This window comes from Pseudomonas oryzihabitans, from assembly GCF_006384975.1.
GTDB classification, from domain to species: Bacteria; Pseudomonadota; Gammaproteobacteria; order Pseudomonadales; family Pseudomonadaceae; genus Chryseomonas; species Chryseomonas psychrotolerans_B.
In genome coordinates, this window is the sequence record NZ_CP021645.1 from 1446573 (window position 1) to 1465936 (window position 19364).

Genomic DNA, 19364 nt, shown 5'->3' on the forward strand with positions numbered 1-19364 from the left:
CGTCACCCTGTCGCTCGCTACCCAACCTACTGCCCGGCCCGGGCAACGTACGAGCGGCCCGATGAGCACCCTGATCCCACCTCCCGTCCCTGCGTACAGCCTCGACGACGATGTCGACCTGATCGGGGAAATCGCCGCGGTTCCCAAGATCCTGGAAGTGGTGTGCCGGATGACGGGCATGGGCTTCGCCGCCGTGGCCCGGGTGACCGATGACCGCTGGATCGCCTGCAGCACGCTCGACCATATCGGCTTCGGCCTCGAGCCCGGTGGCGAGCTGACGGTCGAATCGACGATTTGCGACGAGATCCGCGACCATCTCCGGCCCGTCGTGATCGACGACGTGGCGCAGGACGCCCTCTACCGCGACCATCACACACCCAGGCAGTACGGTCTACGCAGCTATATTTCCGTACCCATCGTGCTGGACGATGGCAGCTTCTTCGGCACCCTGTGTGCCATCGACCCCCAGCCGGCCCGACCGAGCAGCCCCGAGATTCTGCCGGCCCTCGAGTTGTTCGCCGGCATGATCGCCCTGGAGATCGGTGCGCAGCGGCGCTTCCGCGCAGCCCGCAATGTCCTGCACAGCGAAGCCTTTTCCCGCAGCTTGCTCAAGGCCAGCCTGGATTGCGTGAAGATTTTCTCGGCCGAGGGTTACGTCGAATTCATCAACCTCCAGGGTCTGGAACTCTTCCAGCTGCAGTCCGAGGATCAAATGGTGGGGATCGAGTACGCCTCGCTATGGCCGGCTGAGGAACGCTGGAAGATCAGGCAGGCCATCGAGCGGGCCGGCCAGGGCCAGACCACTCGCATCGAGGGCTTCTGCCCCACCGCCCAGGGCGAGCCACGCTGGTGGGAAGTCTCCTGCTCGCCTTTCGAGGTTGCCGGTACCGACCAACTGAAGATCGTCTGCATCTCACGCGATATCAGCGCTCGCGTCCTTGCCCAGCGGGAGCAGCAGGCCAGGGCCGAGGCGATCGCGACGCTCAACGACGACCTGGAACGCCAGGTCTCGGCGCGCACCGCCGAGCGGGATCAGATCTGGAAATGCTCGAACGACCCGCTGTGCGTGGCGAGCCTCGAGGGCTTCTTCCTCAGCCTGAACCCGGCGTGGGTGATGACGCTGGGTTGGACGATCGATGAGCTCAAGGCTCAGCCGTTCATGGCCTTCGTCCACAGCGATGACCTAGTCGCCACCCGCCAGGCGCTGGCCGATCTCCAGCAGGGGGAGCCGGTGATCAGTTTCGAGAACCGCTACCGTCACCGCGATGGTTCCTACCGGTGGTTGTCCTGGAATGCCGTGCGTAACGCCGATCTGATCTACGCCACGGTCCGCGATGTGTCCCAGCAACGGCAGCAGGCACAGGACCTGGCGATGGCCGAGGATGCCTTGCGCCAGTCGCAGAAGATGGAGGCGATCGGTCAGCTTACCGGCGGCGTGGCCCACGATTTCAATAACTTGCTGACGGTCATCAAGTCATCCTGCGACCTGCTCAAGCGCCCAAATCTTAACGAGGAACGCCGCGACCTCTATATCGGCGCCATTTCTACCACGGTCGATCGGGCGGCGAAGCTGACGGGCCAGTTGCTGGCCTTCGCCCGGCGCCAGGCGCTCACACCCGAGGTGTTTTCGGCGAACGCCAACGTCCGTGCCTTGCACGACATGCTGGGGACGCTGCTGGGATCACGCATCAGTATCAACCTGGACCTCTGCGAGCAGCCCTGCCTGGTCTACGCCGATCCGGGCCAATTCGACACCGCGCTGGTCAACATGGTGGTCAATGCCCGGGACGCCATGGAGGGGAGTGGAACCCTGACCATCAGCGTCAAGACCGTGACCGACATGCCCACCAGCGCTGCCCCGCACGCGGTCGCCACCCCGTCGGTAGTGGTTTCCATCGCGGATGATGGTAGCGGTATCGCCCCGGAGCACCTCGCGCAGATCTTCGAACCCTTCTTCACCACCAAGCGAGTGGGCAAAGGCACGGGGCTCGGGCTGAGCCAGGTGTTCGGCTTCATCAAGCAGTCGGGTGGAGAGATCCGTGTCACGAGCGAGGTCGGCCAGGGTACGACCTTCCACCTCTATCTACCGCAGGCGAGTGGCGAGTCCGCACCCCTGCTCGTGAGCGAAGCCCAGGCGGTAGCCGATGGCCATGGCGCCCGCGTGCTGGTGGTCGAAGACAACGTCCAAGTCGGCAACTTCGCCGTCGATTCGCTGCGGGATCTGGGCTATCACCCGGTGCTGGCCGCGAACGCCGACCAGGCCCTGACCCTGCTCGCCGAGCAACCAGGCCACTACGACGTGGTCTTTTCGGATGTCGTCATGCCGGGCATGAGTGGCCTCGAACTCGCCATCGAAATCCGTCGGCTGTATCGCAGCCTCCCCATCCTGCTGACCTCCGGCTACAGCCACGTCCTCGCGACCAATGGCACCCAGGGCTTCGAGCTGATCCACAAACCCTATTCCGTCGACGAGTTGTCACGCCGACTGCAGGAGATTCTGGGGGAAGCCTCCAAGCACCTGACAAGCTAGGCTCAGCCGCGGTCCGCCCGGGAAAAGCGGACCGCGTGGCAGAAGCTCGTTAGCCGAGCACGGCGCTGCGCAAGACGTCCGGGCTGACCGCCCGTGCCTGGTAACGCACCGAGACCGGGCCGTAGGCCTTGGAATCGAGGATGCGATCCCAACCGACGGGAGTCACCTGCTGGACAGGTGCGATATCCGCCTCCGCCACCTTCGACTGCGGGATGACCTGGTTGCGACGCTCGTTGAGTTCGCTGGCCATGGCGGCATAGCTGGCAGTGCTGAGCATGGCGAGGGCGGCCATCTTGTTGAAGACGTTCATGGACATGATGATTCCTCCTGTCGAAGACTCGGGCCTGGCGTCGCCACAAGGAAGCGGTCTGGCGTCAGTGACAGCTTCACTGTGCGCCTCGCTGTCTTAACGCCGTCTTAACCCCTCTGAACCCTACCTGAACGACTGCGACAACCTGCCCCAGGCGATGGCCACTGGCCAATTGATCTGGATCAGTTTTGCCCAGGGCCAGCAGGCGCATCCTGCATGCAGCCGCCACTCCGCCCTGGAGGGGCGCCACGGCTCGCGAGGTCGCCATGAACGGACGCCTGGTCAAGGAATTGCTGGTCATCCTGCTGCTCAAGCTGGCGTTGCTCATGGTGATCAAGAGCCTCTGGTTCAGCGCCCCCACGGTCCCGCTCGACGCCGTCCAGGCGGTCAGCGCCCACCTGCTGGACTAGTACCCCTTTCTTTTAGTTGAGGAGATTGCCGGGATGATCTCGGAATCCGTCGTGGACCTGTCACGCCTGCAATTCGGCATGACCGCGCTGTATCACTTCATCTTCGTGCCCCTGACCCTGGGGCTGGTGGTGATCCTGGGGATCATGGAGTCGGTCTATGTGATGACCGGCAAACAGGTATACAAGGACATGACCCAGTTCTGGGGCAAGCTGTTCGGCATCAACTTCGCCCTGGGCGTCACCACCGGCCTGACCATGGAGTTCCAGTTCGGCACCAACTGGGCCTATTACTCCCACTACGTCGGCGACATCTTCGGCGCGCCCCTGGCCATCGAGGGCCTGATGGCCTTCTTCCTGGAATCGACGCTGATCGGCCTATTCTTCTTCGGCTGGGATCGGCTCTCCAAGGGCCAGCACCTCTTGGTGACCTGGCTGGTGGCCCTGGGCTCGAATCTCTCGGCCCTGTGGATCTTGGTGGCCAATGGCTGGATGCAGAATCCGGTCGGCGCCGAATTCAACTACCTGACCATGCGCATGGAGCTCACGGACTTCGGGGCCCTGCTGCTCAATCCCGTCGCCCAGGTGAAGTTCGTCCATACCGTGGCCTCGGGCTATGTCACCGGCGCCATCTTCGTGCTGGCCATCTCCAGCTACTACCTGCTCAAGGGTCGCGACATCGGCTTCGCCCGGCGCTCCTTCGCCGTGGCCGCCGCCTTCGGCATGGCCGCGGTGCTATCGGTGATCGTACTGGGCGACGAATCCGGCTATCGCGTGGGCGAGGTACAGAAGGTCAAGCTGGCCGCCATCGAAGCCGAATGGAACACCGAAGAAGCCCCCGCCTCCTTCACCCTGTTCGGCATTCCCAACCAGCAGGAGATGCGCACCGACTATGCGGTGAAGATCCCCTACCTGATGGGCCTGATCGCCACCCGCTCCACCACCGAGCCGGTCACCGGCATCAAGGATCTGGTCAAGCAATACGAGGTGCGTATCCGCAACGGCGCCCTGGCCTATGCGCTGCTGGAGCAGCTACGCGCCGGTAACGATACGGCCGCCACTCGCGCCGCCTTCGACGCCCGCAAGCACGACCTCGGCTATGGCCTGCTGCTGAAGAAGTACGTGAACGATCCCACCACGGCCACGCCCGAACAGGTGCGCCAGGCCGCCCTGGACACCATTCCCGGCGTCGCCAGCCTGTTCTGGACCTTCCGCATCATGGTCGCCAGTGGCGTGCTGATGCTGGCGCTGTTCGTCTGCGCCTTCTGGGCCTCGACCCGCCGCAACGAACTCCAGAAGCCCTGGCTGCTGAAGTGGGCGCTAATCAGCCTGCCCTTGCCCTGGATCGCCACCCAGACCGGTTGGTGGGTCGCCGAGCACGGTCGCCAGCCCTGGACCATCAGCGAGGTGCTGCCCACGCATCTGTCGGCCTCGACCCTGGCTGCGGGCGACCTGCTGGGTTCCATCGGCGCCCTGGTGGCCTTCTACACCCTGCTGTTGATCGTCGAGCTCTACCTGATGATCCGCTTCGCCCGCCGCGGCCCGAGCAGCCTGCATACCGGCCGCTACTTCCACGAACGCGCCGCCCAGGTGGGCGACGCCCTGCGTCAGGCCGCCGTAGCCAAACCCGCTACTCCGGCCAACGTCTGAGGAGACCGCCATGTTCGACTACGAAGTGCTCAAGCTCAGCTGGTGGGTACTGATCGGCGTATTGCTGATCGGCTTCGCCCTCACCGATGGCTTCGACATGGGCGCCATGATCCTGATGCCGCTGATCGGCAAGACCGACAAGGAACGCCGCGCCGCCATCAACAGCATCGCTCCGCACTGGGATGGCAACCAGGTGTGGTTCATCACCGCGGGCGGCGCCCTCTTCGCCGCCTGGCCGCTGGTCTATGCCACCGCCTTCTCCGGGCTCTACTGGGCGCTGCTGCTGGTGCTCTTCGCTCTGTTCCTGCGCCCGGTGGGCTTCGACTACCGCAGCAAGCTGGACAACCCCCGCTGGCGCAACGCCTGGGATTGGGGGCTGTTCGCCGGTAGCCTGGTCCCGGCGCTGGTGTTCGGCGTAGCCTTCGGCAACCTCTTCCAGGGCGTGCCCTTCCAACTCGACGACACCCTGAGAACCACCTACAGCGGCAGCTTCTTCGCCCTGCTCAATCCCTTCGCCCTGCTCTGCGGGCTGGTCAGCCTGGCCATGCTCTGCGCCCATGGCGGCGCCTGGCTGATGCTGCGTACCCACCAGGCCCTGGGCGAGCGTGCCCGGCGCGCCACCGGCCTCTGCGCCCTGCTCCACCTGGCCACCTTCGGCCTGGCCGGGGTCTGGCTGGCGTACGGCTTCGAGGGCTACCTGCTGGTCAGCCAGGGCGATCCGGGCAGCGCCCTGAATCCGCTGCACAAGGTGGTGACCGCCGGCAATCCGGGTTGGCTGGCCAACTATCATGCCCAGCCGCTAACGCTGCTCGCCCCAGTGCTGGCGGTACTCGGCAGTGTGCTGGCCCTGCTCGGCAGCAGTTGGCGCCAGGCAGGCCTGGCCTTCGCCGGCACCGCCCTGGCCATCGTCGGCACTATCGCCACCGCCGGCTGCGCGCTGTTTCCCTTCGTGCTGCCGTCGAGCCTGGACCTGGCGTCGAGTCTCACCATCTGGGACGCCGTTTCCAGCCAGCGCACCCTGGGCATCATGTTCGTCGCCGCGGCGATCTTCGTGCCCATCATCCTGGCCTACACCCTGTGGAGCTACCGGCGGATGTGGGGCAAGGTCGACGACCGCTTCATCGACGCCAACCCCCACGGCCTCTACTGATCGAGCCACCTTCAAGGAGATTCGCCATGTGGTACTTCACCTGGATTCTCGGTGTCCTGCTCGCCGCGAGCTTTGGCATCATCAACGCCCTCTGGCTGGAAAGCACCCGGGAGCTGGACGTCCATGACGATGCCGAATGCTGAAGCTCTGCCCCGCGTCCACCCGCTCGGGCGGACGCTGTCCCTGCTGCTAGCGGCGCCCCTAGCACTGCTGCTGCTGATCCACCCTGGGTTGATGCTCGACACCAGCGGCCACTACAGCCATCCGCTGCTGATGGCGGTGATGCTCGGTGTCTCCGCCGGGCTGGTCCACGGCGTCGGCTTCGTACCACGGCTGTGGCTGTGGCGGCTGCTGTTCGGACCGGTGGTGGGCTGGCCGTTGCTGGTGCTGGGCTATGCGCTGCTGCTCAAGGCCCAACTGGGCTGATTTAGACCGACAATAAACGTCTGGCACGCCAACGGGCTCGCGCCGCCGCGCCAGACGCGGCGCTACCCACAGGCGGCAATGCCGCCGATCCCGCCAGTCATCCCGCACACTAGCTTGACTATTAAGCTTCTCCGCCACCTGCCGACACGCCGGAAAGGCCAGCGCACTGCTTGGCCGCCCACCGCCTTCATGCCCGCCGCGCGACCGTTCGACGCCAGAGAATCGACCCATGCTCAGGAATGCCCCGCTCAGTACCAAGCTCCTGTTGATCCTGCTCTTGCCGTTGGCCGGTTTTCTGGTGATTTCCAGTCTCTATACCGCCGAGCGCTATCGGACGCTCAAGGACATGCAACACACCGTGACCGCCAGCGCCGCCGCCCAGCGCATCAGCGCCGTGGTCACCCGTCTGCAGCGCGAACGCGGCGCCAGTGGGGTGTTCCTCGGCAGCGGCGGCAAGGCGATGCAGGACAAGCTCAAGAGCTTCCGCCAGGACAGCGACCAGGCCCAGAGCGACCTGCGGGCCGTGGCCAGCAGCGACGATGCCGCCCTCCAAAGCGTATTGCGCACCCTGGACGGCTTGCCTGAGCTGCGGACCAAGGTCGACGGCCTGGGGCTCAACAGCACCCAGTCCGGTACCGCCTATACCGACCTCATCAAGGCGCTGATCGGCTACACCCACGCCCTCGAAGCCGGGGTCGAGGACTCGGCCATCCTGCGTGCGCTGGGTGCCCTGAACCTGTTCGTCGAGATAAAGGAAAGAGCGGGCCGCGAGCGGGTACTCCTGGGCCTGGCGTTCAACCAGAATCGCTTCGACGCCGCCCTGCTGTCGCGCTTCGCGCGCAATCTGGGCGAATTTTCCGCCTATGCCGATGCCTTCCAGCGCAAGGCCACGCCGGCATTCATCCAACAACTCGACGCCGCCTTCAAACAACCCAGCGCCCGGGAGGTCAGCCGCCTGCAGCAACTGGCGTTCGAGATCCCCCTGGGCGATCCCCTGGGCGTCAAGCCCGAGGATTGGTTCAACCTCGCCACCCAGCGCATCGACCTGATGAGTGCCGTGGAAAATGACCTAGGAGCCAGTGTCAGCGTCCTCGCCGAACAAGCCCGTGCCCGCGCCAGCCGTGACCTCTGGACCACCCTCGGCCTAGTGCTGGTAGTGCTGGTAGCCGTGTCGGCGCTGGCCTGGGCGATCATTCGCAACATCAAGCAGGCGGTCGACCAGGTCAACGGCACCCTGACCCGCCTGGCCACCCGTGACCTCACCGCGCGCTGCGCCTACCAAGGCCGCGATGAGTTCGGCACCATCACCGGCAATCTCAATCTCATGAGCCAGGAGCTCGGCCAGGTGATCCAGGAAATCGGCGCGGCCACCATGCAGGTCGCCACCGCCGCCGAAGAAGCCTCTGCGGTCGCCGTCCAGACCAGCCAGAACGTCGCCCAGCAGCGCCTGGGCACCGACCAGGTGGCCACCGCCATCGCCGAGATGAGCGCGACCGTGAAGGATGTCGCCCGCAGCACCACCGAGGCCGCCGAAGGCTCGCGGCAGGTCGAGGGCAATACCAGCCAGGGTCGCCGCGAATTGCAGGCCACCATCAGCCTGGTGCAAGGCCTGTCGGTACAGGCCGAGCGCACCTCGGCGATCATCGCCGAGCTCAAGCAGGAGAGCGATTCCATCTCCTCGGTGCTGGACGTGATCCGCGGTATCGCCGAACAGACCAATCTACTGGCACTCAACGCTGCCATCGAGGCCGCCCGCGCCGGCGAGGCGGGCCGCGGCTTCGCCGTGGTAGCCGACGAGGTGCGCGCCCTGGCGCAAAAGACCCAGCAGTCCACCGGCAACATCCAACAGATGATCAGCCATTTGCAGACCGGCTCCGACCGCGCCACCCAAGCCATGCAGGAAACCCTGAGCCAGGTACAGACCGGCGCCAGCAACGTGGTGCGGGCCGGCGAGTTGCTCGGCGAGATCGCCGAGGGCGTGACCCTGATCAACGACCGTACCATCCAGGTGGCCTCCGCTGCCGAGCAGCAGAGCCAGGTCGCTGAAGAGATCAGCCGCAACGTCAACGACATCAACGACCTGGTGATCCAGGTCAGCGCCGGTGCCGAGCAGACCGCCGTCACCAGCCGCGAGCTGGCCCGCCTGGCCGAGCAGCAGCAGTCGCTGGTGGGGCGCTTCCAGGTAGCCTGAGCGGTTCCAGCGCGAGCGCTCGTCGCAGAGCGCCTGCGCCACGGTAGAGCGACGCCGCGGCACTTTTTCAATAACGGCTCGCCAGGCGTCGCAAGTCGTTGATCTAAGGAAGTGAGGCGCGAAGACGCAATTGCGCTCACAATGGGCTCCTGGGCATCCCGCGTGCGGGTGTACGCTCATCAACGGTAAAAAGGCTCGGTCCCCGCAATACGATGGCAACGACAAAGCAACAGGGTGTGGCCTGGTTCGTCGACGGCGCTTACGCTTTGAGCGCCTGGAACGGTTCCGTATCCAACGCTAAATTCGATTATCTCAAGCTCCGCCAATTTATCGAACAGGATGCGGGAGAACGCATCGGCGACGCCTACTACTTCAACTGCGATAGCGATCCGCCCACTATCGCCCAGACCAACTTCAATAAATTCCTCAGCTCGGCCCCACCCAAGGGCGCCGGGTTGAGGGTCAAGCTCTATTGGCTGCAAAGCAAAAGCCACGAGTGGCCCGCGTCGGCAGGTGGCGGGCCGATTCTGCATCCCGTGACGGGCGAGCAGTACACGACGAAAAGTCAGAAAGGCGTCGATGTTGGCTTGGCGTTCAATCTCATGCGCTCCCACACGAAGCGCGGTTGGAAGAAGCTTTACCTGGTGGCAGGCGACGGCGACTTCCATGAGGTCGTCCAGCACCTGGTGGAAAACGAGGGCGTCGAAGTCACGGTGATCGGCGCCCATTTTTCGATCAGTGGCGAGATCGCCCCCTACGTTCGGGTGGTGGAGTTCAAGGATATCGAGGCGGCTATCGCACGCTAGTGTGGTCTCCGAGTGGAAAGGGTAAGGACATCGCGACAGGGTTTCGGGCGCCCTGTCCAACGGGACCTGAAAGCGCATCGGTAGCCATGGGCGAAGCCCCTGACCCGCAGTAGAGTGACACTGAAACGCGGCCGGGTTGGCTACCGCCCGGCCCGGCGCCTCTCAGCCCCAGCGGACCCCTGCCATGCCTGCTTCCCCGCCCGACACTGCCGATGTCGCTGAACTGCAGCGTCTGTTCACTGCCCAAGGTCCCCGCGCCCTGGCCCTGCGCACCTCCACCACCGCCGACCGCCTCGCCTCGTTGCAGCGTCTGCACACGGCCCTGGTGGCCCGCCGAGCGGCTCTCTACGCCGCCTTTCGCGCAGACTTCGGCAAGCCCGAGGTGGAGGTGGAGCTGTCGGAAATCATGCCGGTGCTGGAGGAAATCCAGCATGCCCGGCGCCACCTGCGGCGCTGGATGCGCCCGCAACGGGTCCGGGCCACCCTCACCTCGCTGGGCTCCCCGGCGCATATCCAGCGGCAGCCGCGGGGGCGCTGCCTGATCATCGGCCCCTGGAACTACCCGGTCTCCATCCTGCTCGGGCCGCTGGTATCGGCATTGGCCGCTGGCAATACCGTGATCCTCAAGCCATCGGAATTCACCCCGGCGATCAACCAGGTGCTGCGCGAGCTAATCACCGAGGCCTTCGCGCCGGATACCGTGGCCTTCTGCGAAGGCGGCGTGGCCACCGCCCAGGCGCTGCTGGCCCTGCCGTTCGATCACTTCTTCTTTACCGGTTCGACGGCGGTCGGTCGCTTGGTCATGCAGGCCGCCGCCCTGCACATGGCGTCGGTCACCCTGGAACTGGGCGGCAAGTCGCCAGCTATCGTCGAGGCCAGCGCCGATCTGGACGCCGCCGTGGAGCTGCTGCTCTGGGGCAAGTTCTTCAATGCCGGCCAGTCCTGCATCGCGCCGGATCATGTCTTCGTCCATCGCAGCCTGCTGGACGCCTTCAACGAACGCTGCCGCCGCCTGCTGGCCCAGCGCTATGGCAGCGATCCCGCCGCCAGCCCGGACCTCGCCCAGCTCATCCACGAACGCCATGCGGCAGGACTCGCCGAGCTGCTGCAGCGCGCCCAGGCCGCCGGTGCCCGGCTGATCTGCGGTGGCGACCACGACGTGGCCCGACGCTACCTGGCGCCGACCCTGCTGGATTGCTCGGCCATCGCCAGCCCCCTCGACCAGGTGGAGATCTTCGGGCCGCTGCTGCCGGTGATCGCCTACGACGAGCTGGACGACGTCCTGCAGCGCATCGATGCCGGCCCCAAGCCCCTGGCGCTCTATCTCTGGAGCCGTGACCGGCAGGTGCAGCGACAGGTGCTGGCGCGCACCCGTTCCGGCAGCCTCGGCCTCAACCTGTGCATGCAGCAGTACACCCAGGTCAACCTGCCGTTCGGCGGCGTCAATCATTCGGGCAGCGGCAGCGCTCACGGCTTGGCGGGCTTTCGCACCTTCTCCCACGAGCGCAGCGTGCTGCGCGCCGGCCCCTGGCTGGCGGTCAAGCTACTGTTCCCGCCCTACTCCAAGGCCAAGCTGCGCCTGGCGCTCTGGGTCTCGCGCCTGGTCGGGCGCGGTTGAGGCGAGTCCTCAACTCAAGGGGCGTATCAGCTGGTGCCGGCTGAGGAAGCGCTCCAGCTCCCGTGGCTCCGGCTCCAGGCCGGTGAAGATCTTCAGGTATTCGGGAATGAAGATTAGCCGGCGCTCCAGGGGCTCGACGGTCTTCATGCTGATGTAGCCGATCTGGGTCAGGTAGATGGAGCGGGCGCGGGTCTCGGCCGCGCGGTCCTCGAAGCCGAAGCGGTCGAACATGGCCTTGAGCGCGGCGATGCGCAGGGCGTCGGCCTCGGCGATGTCCTGCGCCACCTCGGCGGACTGCAGCGCCCAGCTGCGCATGGCGAACTCGAACTGGGAATCGAACAACCGGGCATCCAGCCAGCAGTCGAAGACGTTGAGGATGGCCTCGGTGATGGACTCGGCATAGGCCTCGGTACGGGCCACCAGGTTGCCGGTGTTCTTGCTCTTCCATTGATCGATGAGCGCCTGCAGCAGCGCCTCCCGATCCTCGAAGAACCAGTAGAAGCTGGTGCGCGACAGCTTGAGCTTCTTGGCCAGCGGCTGGATGCGCACGGCATCCACGCCGGCGTCCTTGAGGCTCTCGTAGGCAGCGGTGAGCCAGCTCTCCAGGGAGCCGCGCGCGGGTTCGATAACAGCGGGATTCGATGCATTCATGGGGCGATAGTACAGCCCGTCCACAGGCTCAACAAGCCAAAATGTTCACCCATGTCATTTTAGTTGACACCTGTGTACACAGGGTTTTAAGTTCTTTCCACCTGATGAGCGCTGGTGGACTCCGGACATGAAGAACGATCCCTTGCTGCAGCCGTATCAACTCAAGCACCTGACGCTGCGCAACCGCGTCATCATCACCTCCCACGAACCCGCCTACCCCGAAGAAGGCATGCCCAAGCAGCTCTACCGCGCCTATCACGTGGAGCGGGCCAAGGCCGGAGTGGCCATGACCATGACCGCCGGCTCGGCGGCCATCTCGCGGGACAGTCCGCCAGTGTTCAACAACGTGCTGGCCTACAAGGACGAGGTGGTCGGCTGGCTCAAGGACCTCACCGACGAGTGCCACGAGCATGGCGCAGCGGTGATGATCCAGCTGACCCACTTGGGCCGCCGCACCCGCTGGGACAAAGGCGACTGGCTGCCGGTGGTGTCCTCCTCCCACAGCCGCGAGCCGGCTCACCGCGCCTTTCCCAAGCGCCTGGAAACCTGGGACATGGAGCGCATCGTCAAGGACTACGCCGACGCCGCCGAACGCATGGTCGCCGCCGGCATGGACGGCATCGAGCTGCAGGCCTACGGCCACCTGATGGACCAGTTCTGGTCGCCGCTGACCAACGACCTGGACGAACCCTACGGCGGCTCCCTGCGCAATCGCCTGACCTTCACCTTCGAGGTGCTCAAGGCCATCCGCGCCCGAGTCGGCGACCAGTTCATCGTCGGCATGCGCTACACCGCCGACGAGGTCGCCAAGGGCGGCCTGACCAAGGACGAAGGCCTGACCATCACCCAGTTGCTCAAGGAAAGCGGGATGATCGACTTCCTCAACGTCATCCGCGGCAACATCGCCACCGATGCCGCCCTCACCGACATCATCCCGGTGCAGGGCATGCGCAACGCCCCGCACCTGGACTTCGCCGGCGAGATCCGTTCGCGCACCGGCTTTCCCACCTTCCATGCGGCCAAGATTCCCGACATTGCCACCGCCCGCCACGCCATCGCAGCGGGGCTGGTGGACATGGTCGGCATGACCCGGGCGCACATGACCGATCCGCACCTGGTGCGCAAGCTGATCGAAGGCCGCGAAGACGACATCCGCCCCTGCGTGGGCGCCAACTACTGCCTGGATCGCATCTACAACGCTGGCGCGGCCTATTGCATCCACAACGCCGCCACCGGCCGCGAGACCAGCATGCCCCACACCATCCCCAAGGCCGCGACCCGGCGCAAGGTGGTGGTGGTCGGTGCCGGCCCTGGCGGGCTCGAAGCCGCCCGCGTGGCTGGCGAGCGCGGTCACCAGGTGGTGGTGCTGGAGCTGGCCGAGCAGGCCGGCGGCCAGGTGCGGCTCACCGCCCAGTCCGAGCGGCGCAAGGAGATGCAGAGCATCATCGACTGGCGCCTGGCCCAGTGCGATCGCCTCGGCGTGCAGTTCCACTTCAATACCTGGGCGGACGCCGAGCGGGTGCAGGCGGAAGATCCCGACGTGGTGATCATCGCCACCGGCGGCCTGCCCCACACCGAGGTGCTCGAACGCGGCAACGAGCTGGTGGTATCCAGCTGGGACATCATCGCCGGCGACGTCAAGCCGGGGAGCAATGTGCTGGTCTACGACGACGCCGGCGACCACGCCGGGCTGCAGGCGGCCGAATTCATCGCCCGTAGCGGCGCCCGTACCGAAATCATGACTCCCGACCGTAGCTTCGCCCCGGAGGTGATGGGCATGAACCTGGTGCCCTACATGAGATCCCTGCAGGGGCTCGATACCCACTTCACCGTGACCTACCGCCTGAAAGCGGTGGAGCGTGACGGCGACCGGCTCAAGGCCATCGTCGGCACCGACTACAGCGATCTGGAAAGGGTCTGCCACTACGACCAGGTGGTGGTTAACCACGGCACCCTGCCCCTGGACGAGCTCTACTTCGACCTCAAGCCGCTGGCGAGCAACGAGGGCGCGGTGGAATATCAGGACCTGATCGTCGGCCGACCGCAGCAGCTCGCCACCAATCCTGCGGGTCGTTTCCAACTGTTCCGCATCGGCGACGCGGTGTCTTCGCGCAATACCCACGCCGCCATCTACGACGCGCTACGCCTGGTGAAAGACCTCTAAGAAGGTCGGTTCGTCCTATGGCGAGCCTGTTACACCCTTTTGCTACTGCCTCTTCGACGTCTCACAAGAGCATGCCGGCCCAGGCTGGCCAGACGAGGTCCTCATGCAGCACCCAGATTCACTTGCCGGCTTCGATCCGGTCGCCGACGCGCGCCTCAGCTTTCGCCGAGACAGCCGCGTCAGCGAGTATCACCTCGCCCCGCTCGACGAAGACCTGCTGCGTGCCCACGCCGCCATCGACCGCCGTGCCCTGCGCCGCTATCGCCTTGAGCGCATCCGCGCGCAACTGGTGGCGCACGACTACGCCGGCGTGCTGCTGGCCGATCCGATCAACATCCGCTACGCCACCGACACCAACAACCTGGGGCTGTGGGTGATGCATTCGCCCAGCCGCTATGTGCTGGTGACCACCAACGGCCCGGTGATCCTGTTCGACTTCACCAGCAGCAAGCACAACAGCGAACACATCGAGACCCTCGACGAGATCCGCCCGGCCACGCCCTGGCTGTACTTCCTGGCCGGTCCGCGGGTCGAGGAAAAGGCCAACGGCTGGGCCCAGGAGGTCGCCGAACTGGTGCTGCACCACGGCGGCGGTAATCGGCGCCTGACGGTGGATCGCTGCGATCCCTGGGGCGCCACCAAGCTGGTGAACCTCGGCCTGAGTCTGCACGACGCCCAGCCGCTGATGGAGCAGGCGCGGCTGATCAAGTCGGCCGAGGAACTGGCCAGCCACCGGGTCTCGATGGGCGTCTGCGACCTGGCCATCGCGCGGATGCGCGCCAGCCTGCGGCCCGGCATCACCGAGAACCAGCTGTGGAGCATCCTGCACGGCACCAACGTCGCCCACGGCGGCGAATGGGCCGAGAGCCGCCTGCTCAGCTCCGGCCAGCGCACCAATCCCTGGTTCCAGGACGCCACCGACAAACCCATCCAGGCCGGGGAAATGGTCTGCTTCGATACCGACATGGTCGGCCCCGGCGGCTACCTGTCGGACATCTCGCGCAGCTTCGTCTGCCCCGGCCAGCCGGCCACGGCGCGCCAGCGCGACCTCTTGCAGACCGCGGCTGAGCAGCTGACACAGAACATCAACCTGCTGCGTCCCGGCCTGGGCTTCCGCGAATTCGCCGAGCGCTGCTGGCCAGTGCCGGAAAAGTATCGGCACAACCGCTACATGATGATGCTGCACGGCGTCGGCCTGGTGGACGAGTACCCCAGCGTGGCCTACGCCACCGACTTCGCCGACTGGGGTTACGACGGCACCTTCGCCGAGAACATGGTGGTCTCGGTAGAAAGCTTCATCGGTGAGCAGGGCGGCCCCGAGGGCGTGAAGCTGGAGGAACAGGTGGTGATCACAGCGAAGGGTGCGGTGAAGCTGTCGCGCACGCCGTTGTTGGATCCCGATCTGGCCTGATGGCCCCGCCTCCCCTATGGAGGCACCTGCGAGGAGAGCGAGATGAGCGCCATGAGTATCGTCAGAACCCCCGTGTCGTCGGTGCCGGAGCAACCCGATGAGCGTCCGGCGTTCCTGCGTCTGGAAGGCATCGGCAAGCATTTCGGGCCCTATGAGGTCTTGCACGACGTATCCCTGGACATGGCCAAGGGCGAGGTGCTGGCCATTATCGGCCCCAGCGGCTCGGGCAAGAGCACCCTGCTGCGCTGCATCAACCAGTTGGAGCCGCCCACCAGTGGCAGCGTGACCCTGGAAGGCCTGAGCCTGCAGGCCGGCCAGGTCTCTCGCCAGCAACTGGTGGCCTTGCGGCGGCGCATCGGCATGGTCTTTCAGTCGTTCAATCTCTTTCCGCACCTGACCGTGCTGCAGAACGTCAGCCTCGCCCAGGTGTGCAGCCTGGGGCGCAGTCGCCAGGAAGCTGACCGGCGCTCGCTGCAGCTGCTCGAACGCGTCGGCCTGGCCGCCAAGGCCAAGGCCTATCCCAGCCAGTGTTCCGGCGGTCAGCAGCAGCGTGTGGCCATTGCCCGTGCCCTGGCTCTGGACCCGGAGCTGATGCTGTTCGACGAGCCCACCTCGGCGCTGGACCCGGAGCTGGGCATGGAGGTGCTCAAGGTGATGCAGGAGCTGGCCCAGGAAGGCATGTCGATGATCATGGTCACCCACGAGATGCACTTCGCCGAGACCGTCTCCGACCGCGTGGTGGTCATGGCGGACGGCCGCATCATCGAACAGGGACCGAGCGCCCAGGTCATGCGCCATCCACAACACGAACGGGTCCAGCGCTTCCTGGCCGCGGTGAGGAATCGCTGATGGGCGCCATCCTGCTCGCCCTGCTGCAGGGCATTCCCTGGACCCTGGCGGTGACCGCGACCGCCTTCGCCATCGGCCTGGTGCTGGGTTTCCCGCTCTGTGGCCTGCGGGTGTGCCGACTCAAGCCTCTGCGCCTCCTCGCCTTTACGGTAATCCTCACCTTGCGCGCCATTCCGCCCATCGTCTGGTTGTTCTTCATCTTCTTCGGCCTGGGCGGCGGCTGGTTGACCCTGTCGCCCTTCGCCGCAGCCACCCTCGGTCTAGGGCTGATCACCGCCGCGCATATGGCCGAGGTCTACCGGGGTGCCCTCACCGGCATCCCCGCCGGCCAGTACGAGGCGGCGCTGGTGCTCAACCTCAGCGCCCGGCAGCGCTTCTTCGACGTCATCCTGCCGCAACTGGTGCGCATCGCCATCCCGGCCGCCGCCACCTATGCCATCGGCCTGCTCAAGGACTCGGCCATCGCCTCGACCCTGGGCGTCACCGACATCAGCGCCGCTGCCTACCAGCAGACCCAGCAGACCTTCCAGGGCTTGCCGGTATACAGCCTGGCCGCCCTGCTTTACATCGCCCTGAGCGTGCCGGTGGCGTTGTTCGCCCGGCGCCTAGGCGACCACCTCGGCCGGAGGATCCAGCGATGACCGAACTCCTCGCCAACTGGGTCGAATGGTTTCCGGATCTGTGGCACGGCCTGCTGCTCTCGCTGCAGGTGACCGCCCTGGCCCTGCTGGTCGGCATTCCGCTGGGGCTGCTGTTCGCCCTGGGCGTGTCCAGCCGCAGGCTGCCGCTGCGCTGGCTGACCGTGGTAGTGGTGGAACTGGGACGAGGCGCCCCGGCGCTGATCCTGCTGCAGTACTTCTATTTCGGCCTGCCCTCCGCGCACATCACCCTCAGCGCCTACAGCGCCGCCGCCCTGGCGCTGGCCTACTGCACCGGCGCCTACACCAGCGAGATCCTTAGGGGCGGCCTGAACGCCGTCGCCCAGGGCCAGCGCGAGGCGGCGGACGTGATCGGACTCACCCCGCTCGACGCCCTGCGCTTCGTCATCCTGCCGCAGGCCCTGCGTATCGCCATCCCGGCGCTGCTGGGCTTCTCCATCATGATTTTCCAGGCCTCGTCGCTGTGCTTCACCATCGCCCTGCCGGAATTGGTGAGCCGCGCCTCGATGATCGGCTCCAGCACCTTCCAATACATGCCCGTGCTGGTCCTGGCGGGTGTGATGTACGCGGCCCTGTGCATTCCCGCAGCCCTGCTGGTGGGAAACCTGGAACGCCGCCTGGCCCCGGAACGGGCCTGACCTTCGCCCTGCCGATCAGCATACCGAGGACCACCGCCATGACCGATGCAGCTACCCTCTTCAAGCGTCTCACCTTCGCCACTCTGCTGCTGTGCGGCAGCGCCGCCGCCCTGGCCGACTGCAAGCCCGCGCATACCTTCGACACCCTGGAAAGAGGCGTGCTCAAGGTCGCGACCTACGTCTTCCCGCCCTATGCCATCCCCGGCCCCGACGGCCAGATCGCCGGTGTGGAAGGCGATATCCTCAACGGCTTCGCCGCCCAGGAGTGCCTAACCGTGCGCGCCACCACCGTGGACACCGCCGCGGTGGTGCAATCGGTGATCACCCGGCGGGCCGACGTTGGCATCGGCGACTGGTATCGCACCGCCGAGCGGGCCAAGGTGCTGGGTCTTTCCGCCCCCACCTTCCTCGACGTTATGGGCATCATCTCCAAGGACAACCTGAGCCGCATCGATCAGCTCGAAGGCAAGCGCGTCGGCACCGTACAAGGCTATCTCTGGGTCGCCGACTTGAAGAAGGTGCTGGGCGACAATCTGGTGCTCTACCCCAACCCCGTGGCCATGGCCCAGGACCTGGCCTCGGGGCGCCTCGACGTCGCCACCGACAGCTTCGCCGTGGCCAAGACTGCCCAGCAGAAAGGCGCCTATCCGGGTGCCAGCATCAACGTCGCCGCTGGCGATCCCAGGGTCAAGGCCTCGCAACAACCCGGCCAGGCGGCCATTCTCTTCGCCAAGCAGAACGCAGCCCTGGGCCAAGCGCTGTCGGCCTACATCGAGCAACTGCACCAGGACGGTGGCCTGCGCAAGATCGTTGCCCACTACGGCCTCGACGAGCAGATCACCAACGTCGGCGCTCCCCGGTTGATCGAATGAGCCGGGAGGCCGATGGGACGCCGATTAGGCTGACTCAGCCTGAAGCCGAAACCCTGGCGCGGGCCTGCTGCCTGCGCCAGGGGGCCAGCCAGGCGGTCGCCATCGCCCTGACCGCCGCGACGCTGACCGCCGAATACCGCGGCCTGCCCGCCCTCGGCTTCGCCCACCTGCTGGATTATCTCGACGGCTTCCGCCAGGGTCGTATCGACCCCCGCGCCGAACCGCAGCTCAGTCGTCCGGCGCCGGCGTTGGTCCAGAGCGATGCGCGCCGCGGCATCGCCCAGCTGGGTTTCGAGCGGGCCTTCGAGGATCTCTGTACAACGGCCAACGGCTTCGGCCTGGCCCTGTTCGCCCAGCGGGAAGCCTTCACCTGCGGCGAACTGGGCTACTACCCGCGCCGCCTTGCCGAACGCGGCCTGGTGGCCCTGGCCTTCACCAACGGCCCGCCGCTGTTGGCCCCCCAGGGCAGTAGCCGGGCGCTCTACTCGACCAACCCGCTGGCGTTCGCCGCCCAGGCCGCTGATGGCCGCCTGCTGGCAATCGACCAGGCCTGCAGCGCCACGGCCTTCGTCAACCTGCTGCGCGCGGCCGCGGCCGACGCACCCATCCCAGCAGGCTGGGCGCTGGATGAGAACGGCCTACCCACCCGCAATGCCCGTGACGCGGTGCGCGGTGCCCTGTTGGCCTTCGGCGGCACGCGCGGCGCCAACATCGCCCTGATGGTGGAGGTCTTGGCCGCCGGACTCACCGGGGCGAACTGGTCGCTGGATGCCGGGGACTTTCGCCAAGGCGCGTGCAGTCCGGGCAGCGGTCTGCTGGTGGTGGCCGTGGCCCCGCGATTGCTGGACGACCACTTCCCCGAGCGCCTCGGCGCACAGCTGACACGCCTCGCCGCACACGGCGTCCATCTGCCCGGAATCACCCGGACACGGGCTCGGCCAGGGGACACCGAGGCCCTCATCACCCTACCCGCCAGCCTCTATGACCAGCTCAGGGCACTGGCCTGAACCGCCCCCTTCAACTTTCAGGCGC

General features: G+C 66.1%; 18 protein-coding genes. 16 read left to right on the plus strand and 2 right to left on the minus strand.

From position 1 onward, the window contains the following. Positions 1–61 precede the first annotated feature (61 nt). A complete protein-coding gene (locus CCZ28_RS06305; protein ID WP_140216892.1) occupies positions 62–2530 on the plus strand; it encodes a PAS domain S-box protein in 2469 nt (822 codons plus the stop codon). Between the two features lie 49 nt (positions 2531–2579). Here CCZ28_RS06305 and CCZ28_RS06310 read toward each other — a convergent pair whose 3' ends face one another. Next, positions 2580–2846, minus strand: a complete 267-nt coding sequence (locus CCZ28_RS06310) for a hypothetical protein (protein ID WP_240795241.1) — start codon at positions 2844–2846, stop codon at positions 2580–2582. Positions 2847–3106: 260 nt separating this feature from the next. Here CCZ28_RS06310 and cydP point away from each other — a divergent pair, with 260 nt between their 5' ends. The 8 genes from cydP (at position 3107) to CCZ28_RS06345 (ending at position 11088) form a co-directional block, all read left to right on the plus strand. Further along, positions 3107–3250: a cytochrome oxidase putative small subunit CydP gene (cydP, locus tag CCZ28_RS24405; protein WP_167509218.1), complete on the plus strand. Its 144-nt coding sequence runs from the start codon at positions 3107–3109 to the stop codon at positions 3248–3250. A gap of 33 nt (positions 3251–3283) precedes the next feature. Further along, a complete protein-coding gene (locus tag CCZ28_RS06315; protein ID WP_140216894.1) occupies positions 3284–4897 on the plus strand; it encodes a cytochrome ubiquinol oxidase subunit I in 1614 nt (537 codons plus the stop codon). 10 nt (positions 4898–4907) lie between these two features. Next, positions 4908–6047: a cytochrome d ubiquinol oxidase subunit II gene (cydB, locus tag CCZ28_RS06320; protein ID WP_140216896.1), complete on the plus strand. Its 1140-nt coding sequence runs from the start codon at positions 4908–4910 to the stop codon at positions 6045–6047. Between the two features lie 26 nt (positions 6048–6073). Next, positions 6074–6190 carry a cytochrome bd-I oxidase subunit CydX gene (cydX, locus tag CCZ28_RS06325; protein WP_007158843.1) on the plus strand — a complete coding sequence of 39 codons (117 nt, stop codon included), beginning with the start codon at positions 6074–6076 and terminating at the stop codon, positions 6188–6190. Then, positions 6177–6473, plus strand: coding sequence for a cyd operon YbgE family protein (locus tag CCZ28_RS06330; protein WP_140221294.1), 297 nt, complete (start codon positions 6177–6179; stop codon positions 6471–6473). Before cydX ends, CCZ28_RS06330 begins: the two co-directional genes overlap by 14 nt. 229 nt (positions 6474–6702) lie before the next feature. After that, on the plus strand, positions 6703–8664 hold the full coding sequence (locus CCZ28_RS06335; RefSeq protein ID WP_140216898.1) for a methyl-accepting chemotaxis protein: 1962 nt from the start codon (positions 6703–6705) through the stop codon (positions 8662–8664). A gap of 236 nt (positions 8665–8900) precedes the next feature. Then, entirely contained in the window at positions 8901–9470 is a 570-nt protein-coding gene (locus CCZ28_RS06340) for an NYN domain-containing protein (RefSeq protein ID WP_205894639.1), read from the plus strand. Between the two features lie 184 nt (positions 9471–9654). Further along, positions 9655–11088, plus strand: a complete 1434-nt coding sequence (locus CCZ28_RS06345) for an aldehyde dehydrogenase family protein (protein WP_140216901.1) — start codon at positions 9655–9657, stop codon at positions 11086–11088. 9 nt (positions 11089–11097) lie between these two features. On the opposite strand, the gene CCZ28_RS06350 is transcribed toward CCZ28_RS06345, so the two are convergent. Next, positions 11098–11739 carry a TetR/AcrR family transcriptional regulator gene (locus CCZ28_RS06350; protein ID WP_140216903.1) on the minus strand — a complete coding sequence of 214 codons (642 nt, stop codon included), beginning with the start codon at positions 11737–11739 and terminating at the stop codon, positions 11098–11100. Positions 11740–11866: 127 nt separating this feature from the next. Between CCZ28_RS06350 and CCZ28_RS06355 the strand changes: the two genes are divergently transcribed. The 7 genes from CCZ28_RS06355 (at position 11867) to CCZ28_RS06385 (ending at position 19339) form a co-directional block, all read left to right on the plus strand. Further along, positions 11867–13903, plus strand: coding sequence for an NADH:flavin oxidoreductase (locus tag CCZ28_RS06355; protein ID WP_140216905.1), 2037 nt, complete (start codon positions 11867–11869; stop codon positions 13901–13903). Positions 13904–14006: 103 nt separating this feature from the next. Beyond that, entirely contained in the window at positions 14007–15314 is a 1308-nt protein-coding gene (locus CCZ28_RS06360) for a M24 family metallopeptidase (protein ID WP_140216907.1), read from the plus strand. A gap of 51 nt (positions 15315–15365) precedes the next feature. Next, the gene (locus tag CCZ28_RS06365; RefSeq protein WP_437179209.1) at positions 15366–16163 is read left to right on the plus strand and encodes an amino acid ABC transporter ATP-binding protein; all 798 of its coding nucleotides are present in this window, start codon (positions 15366–15368) and stop codon (positions 16161–16163) included. Then, on the plus strand, positions 16163–16804 hold the full coding sequence (locus CCZ28_RS06370; RefSeq protein ID WP_140216911.1) for an amino acid ABC transporter permease: 642 nt from the start codon (positions 16163–16165) through the stop codon (positions 16802–16804). Before CCZ28_RS06365 ends, CCZ28_RS06370 begins: the two co-directional genes overlap by 1 nt. Further along, positions 16801–17460: an amino acid ABC transporter permease gene (locus CCZ28_RS06375; RefSeq protein ID WP_140216913.1), complete on the plus strand. Its 660-nt coding sequence runs from the start codon at positions 16801–16803 to the stop codon at positions 17458–17460. Before CCZ28_RS06370 ends, CCZ28_RS06375 begins: the two co-directional genes overlap by 4 nt. A 38-nt stretch (positions 17461–17498) precedes the next feature. Then, positions 17499–18332 (plus strand): substrate-binding periplasmic protein, encoded by an 834-nt coding sequence (locus CCZ28_RS06380; RefSeq protein ID WP_140216915.1) that lies wholly within the window; start codon positions 17499–17501, stop codon positions 18330–18332. Next, entirely contained in the window at positions 18329–19339 is a 1011-nt protein-coding gene (locus CCZ28_RS06385) for an Ldh family oxidoreductase (RefSeq protein WP_140216917.1), read from the plus strand. The genes CCZ28_RS06380 and CCZ28_RS06385 overlap by 4 nt, the downstream gene beginning before the upstream one ends. Positions 19340–19364 lie beyond the last annotated feature (25 nt).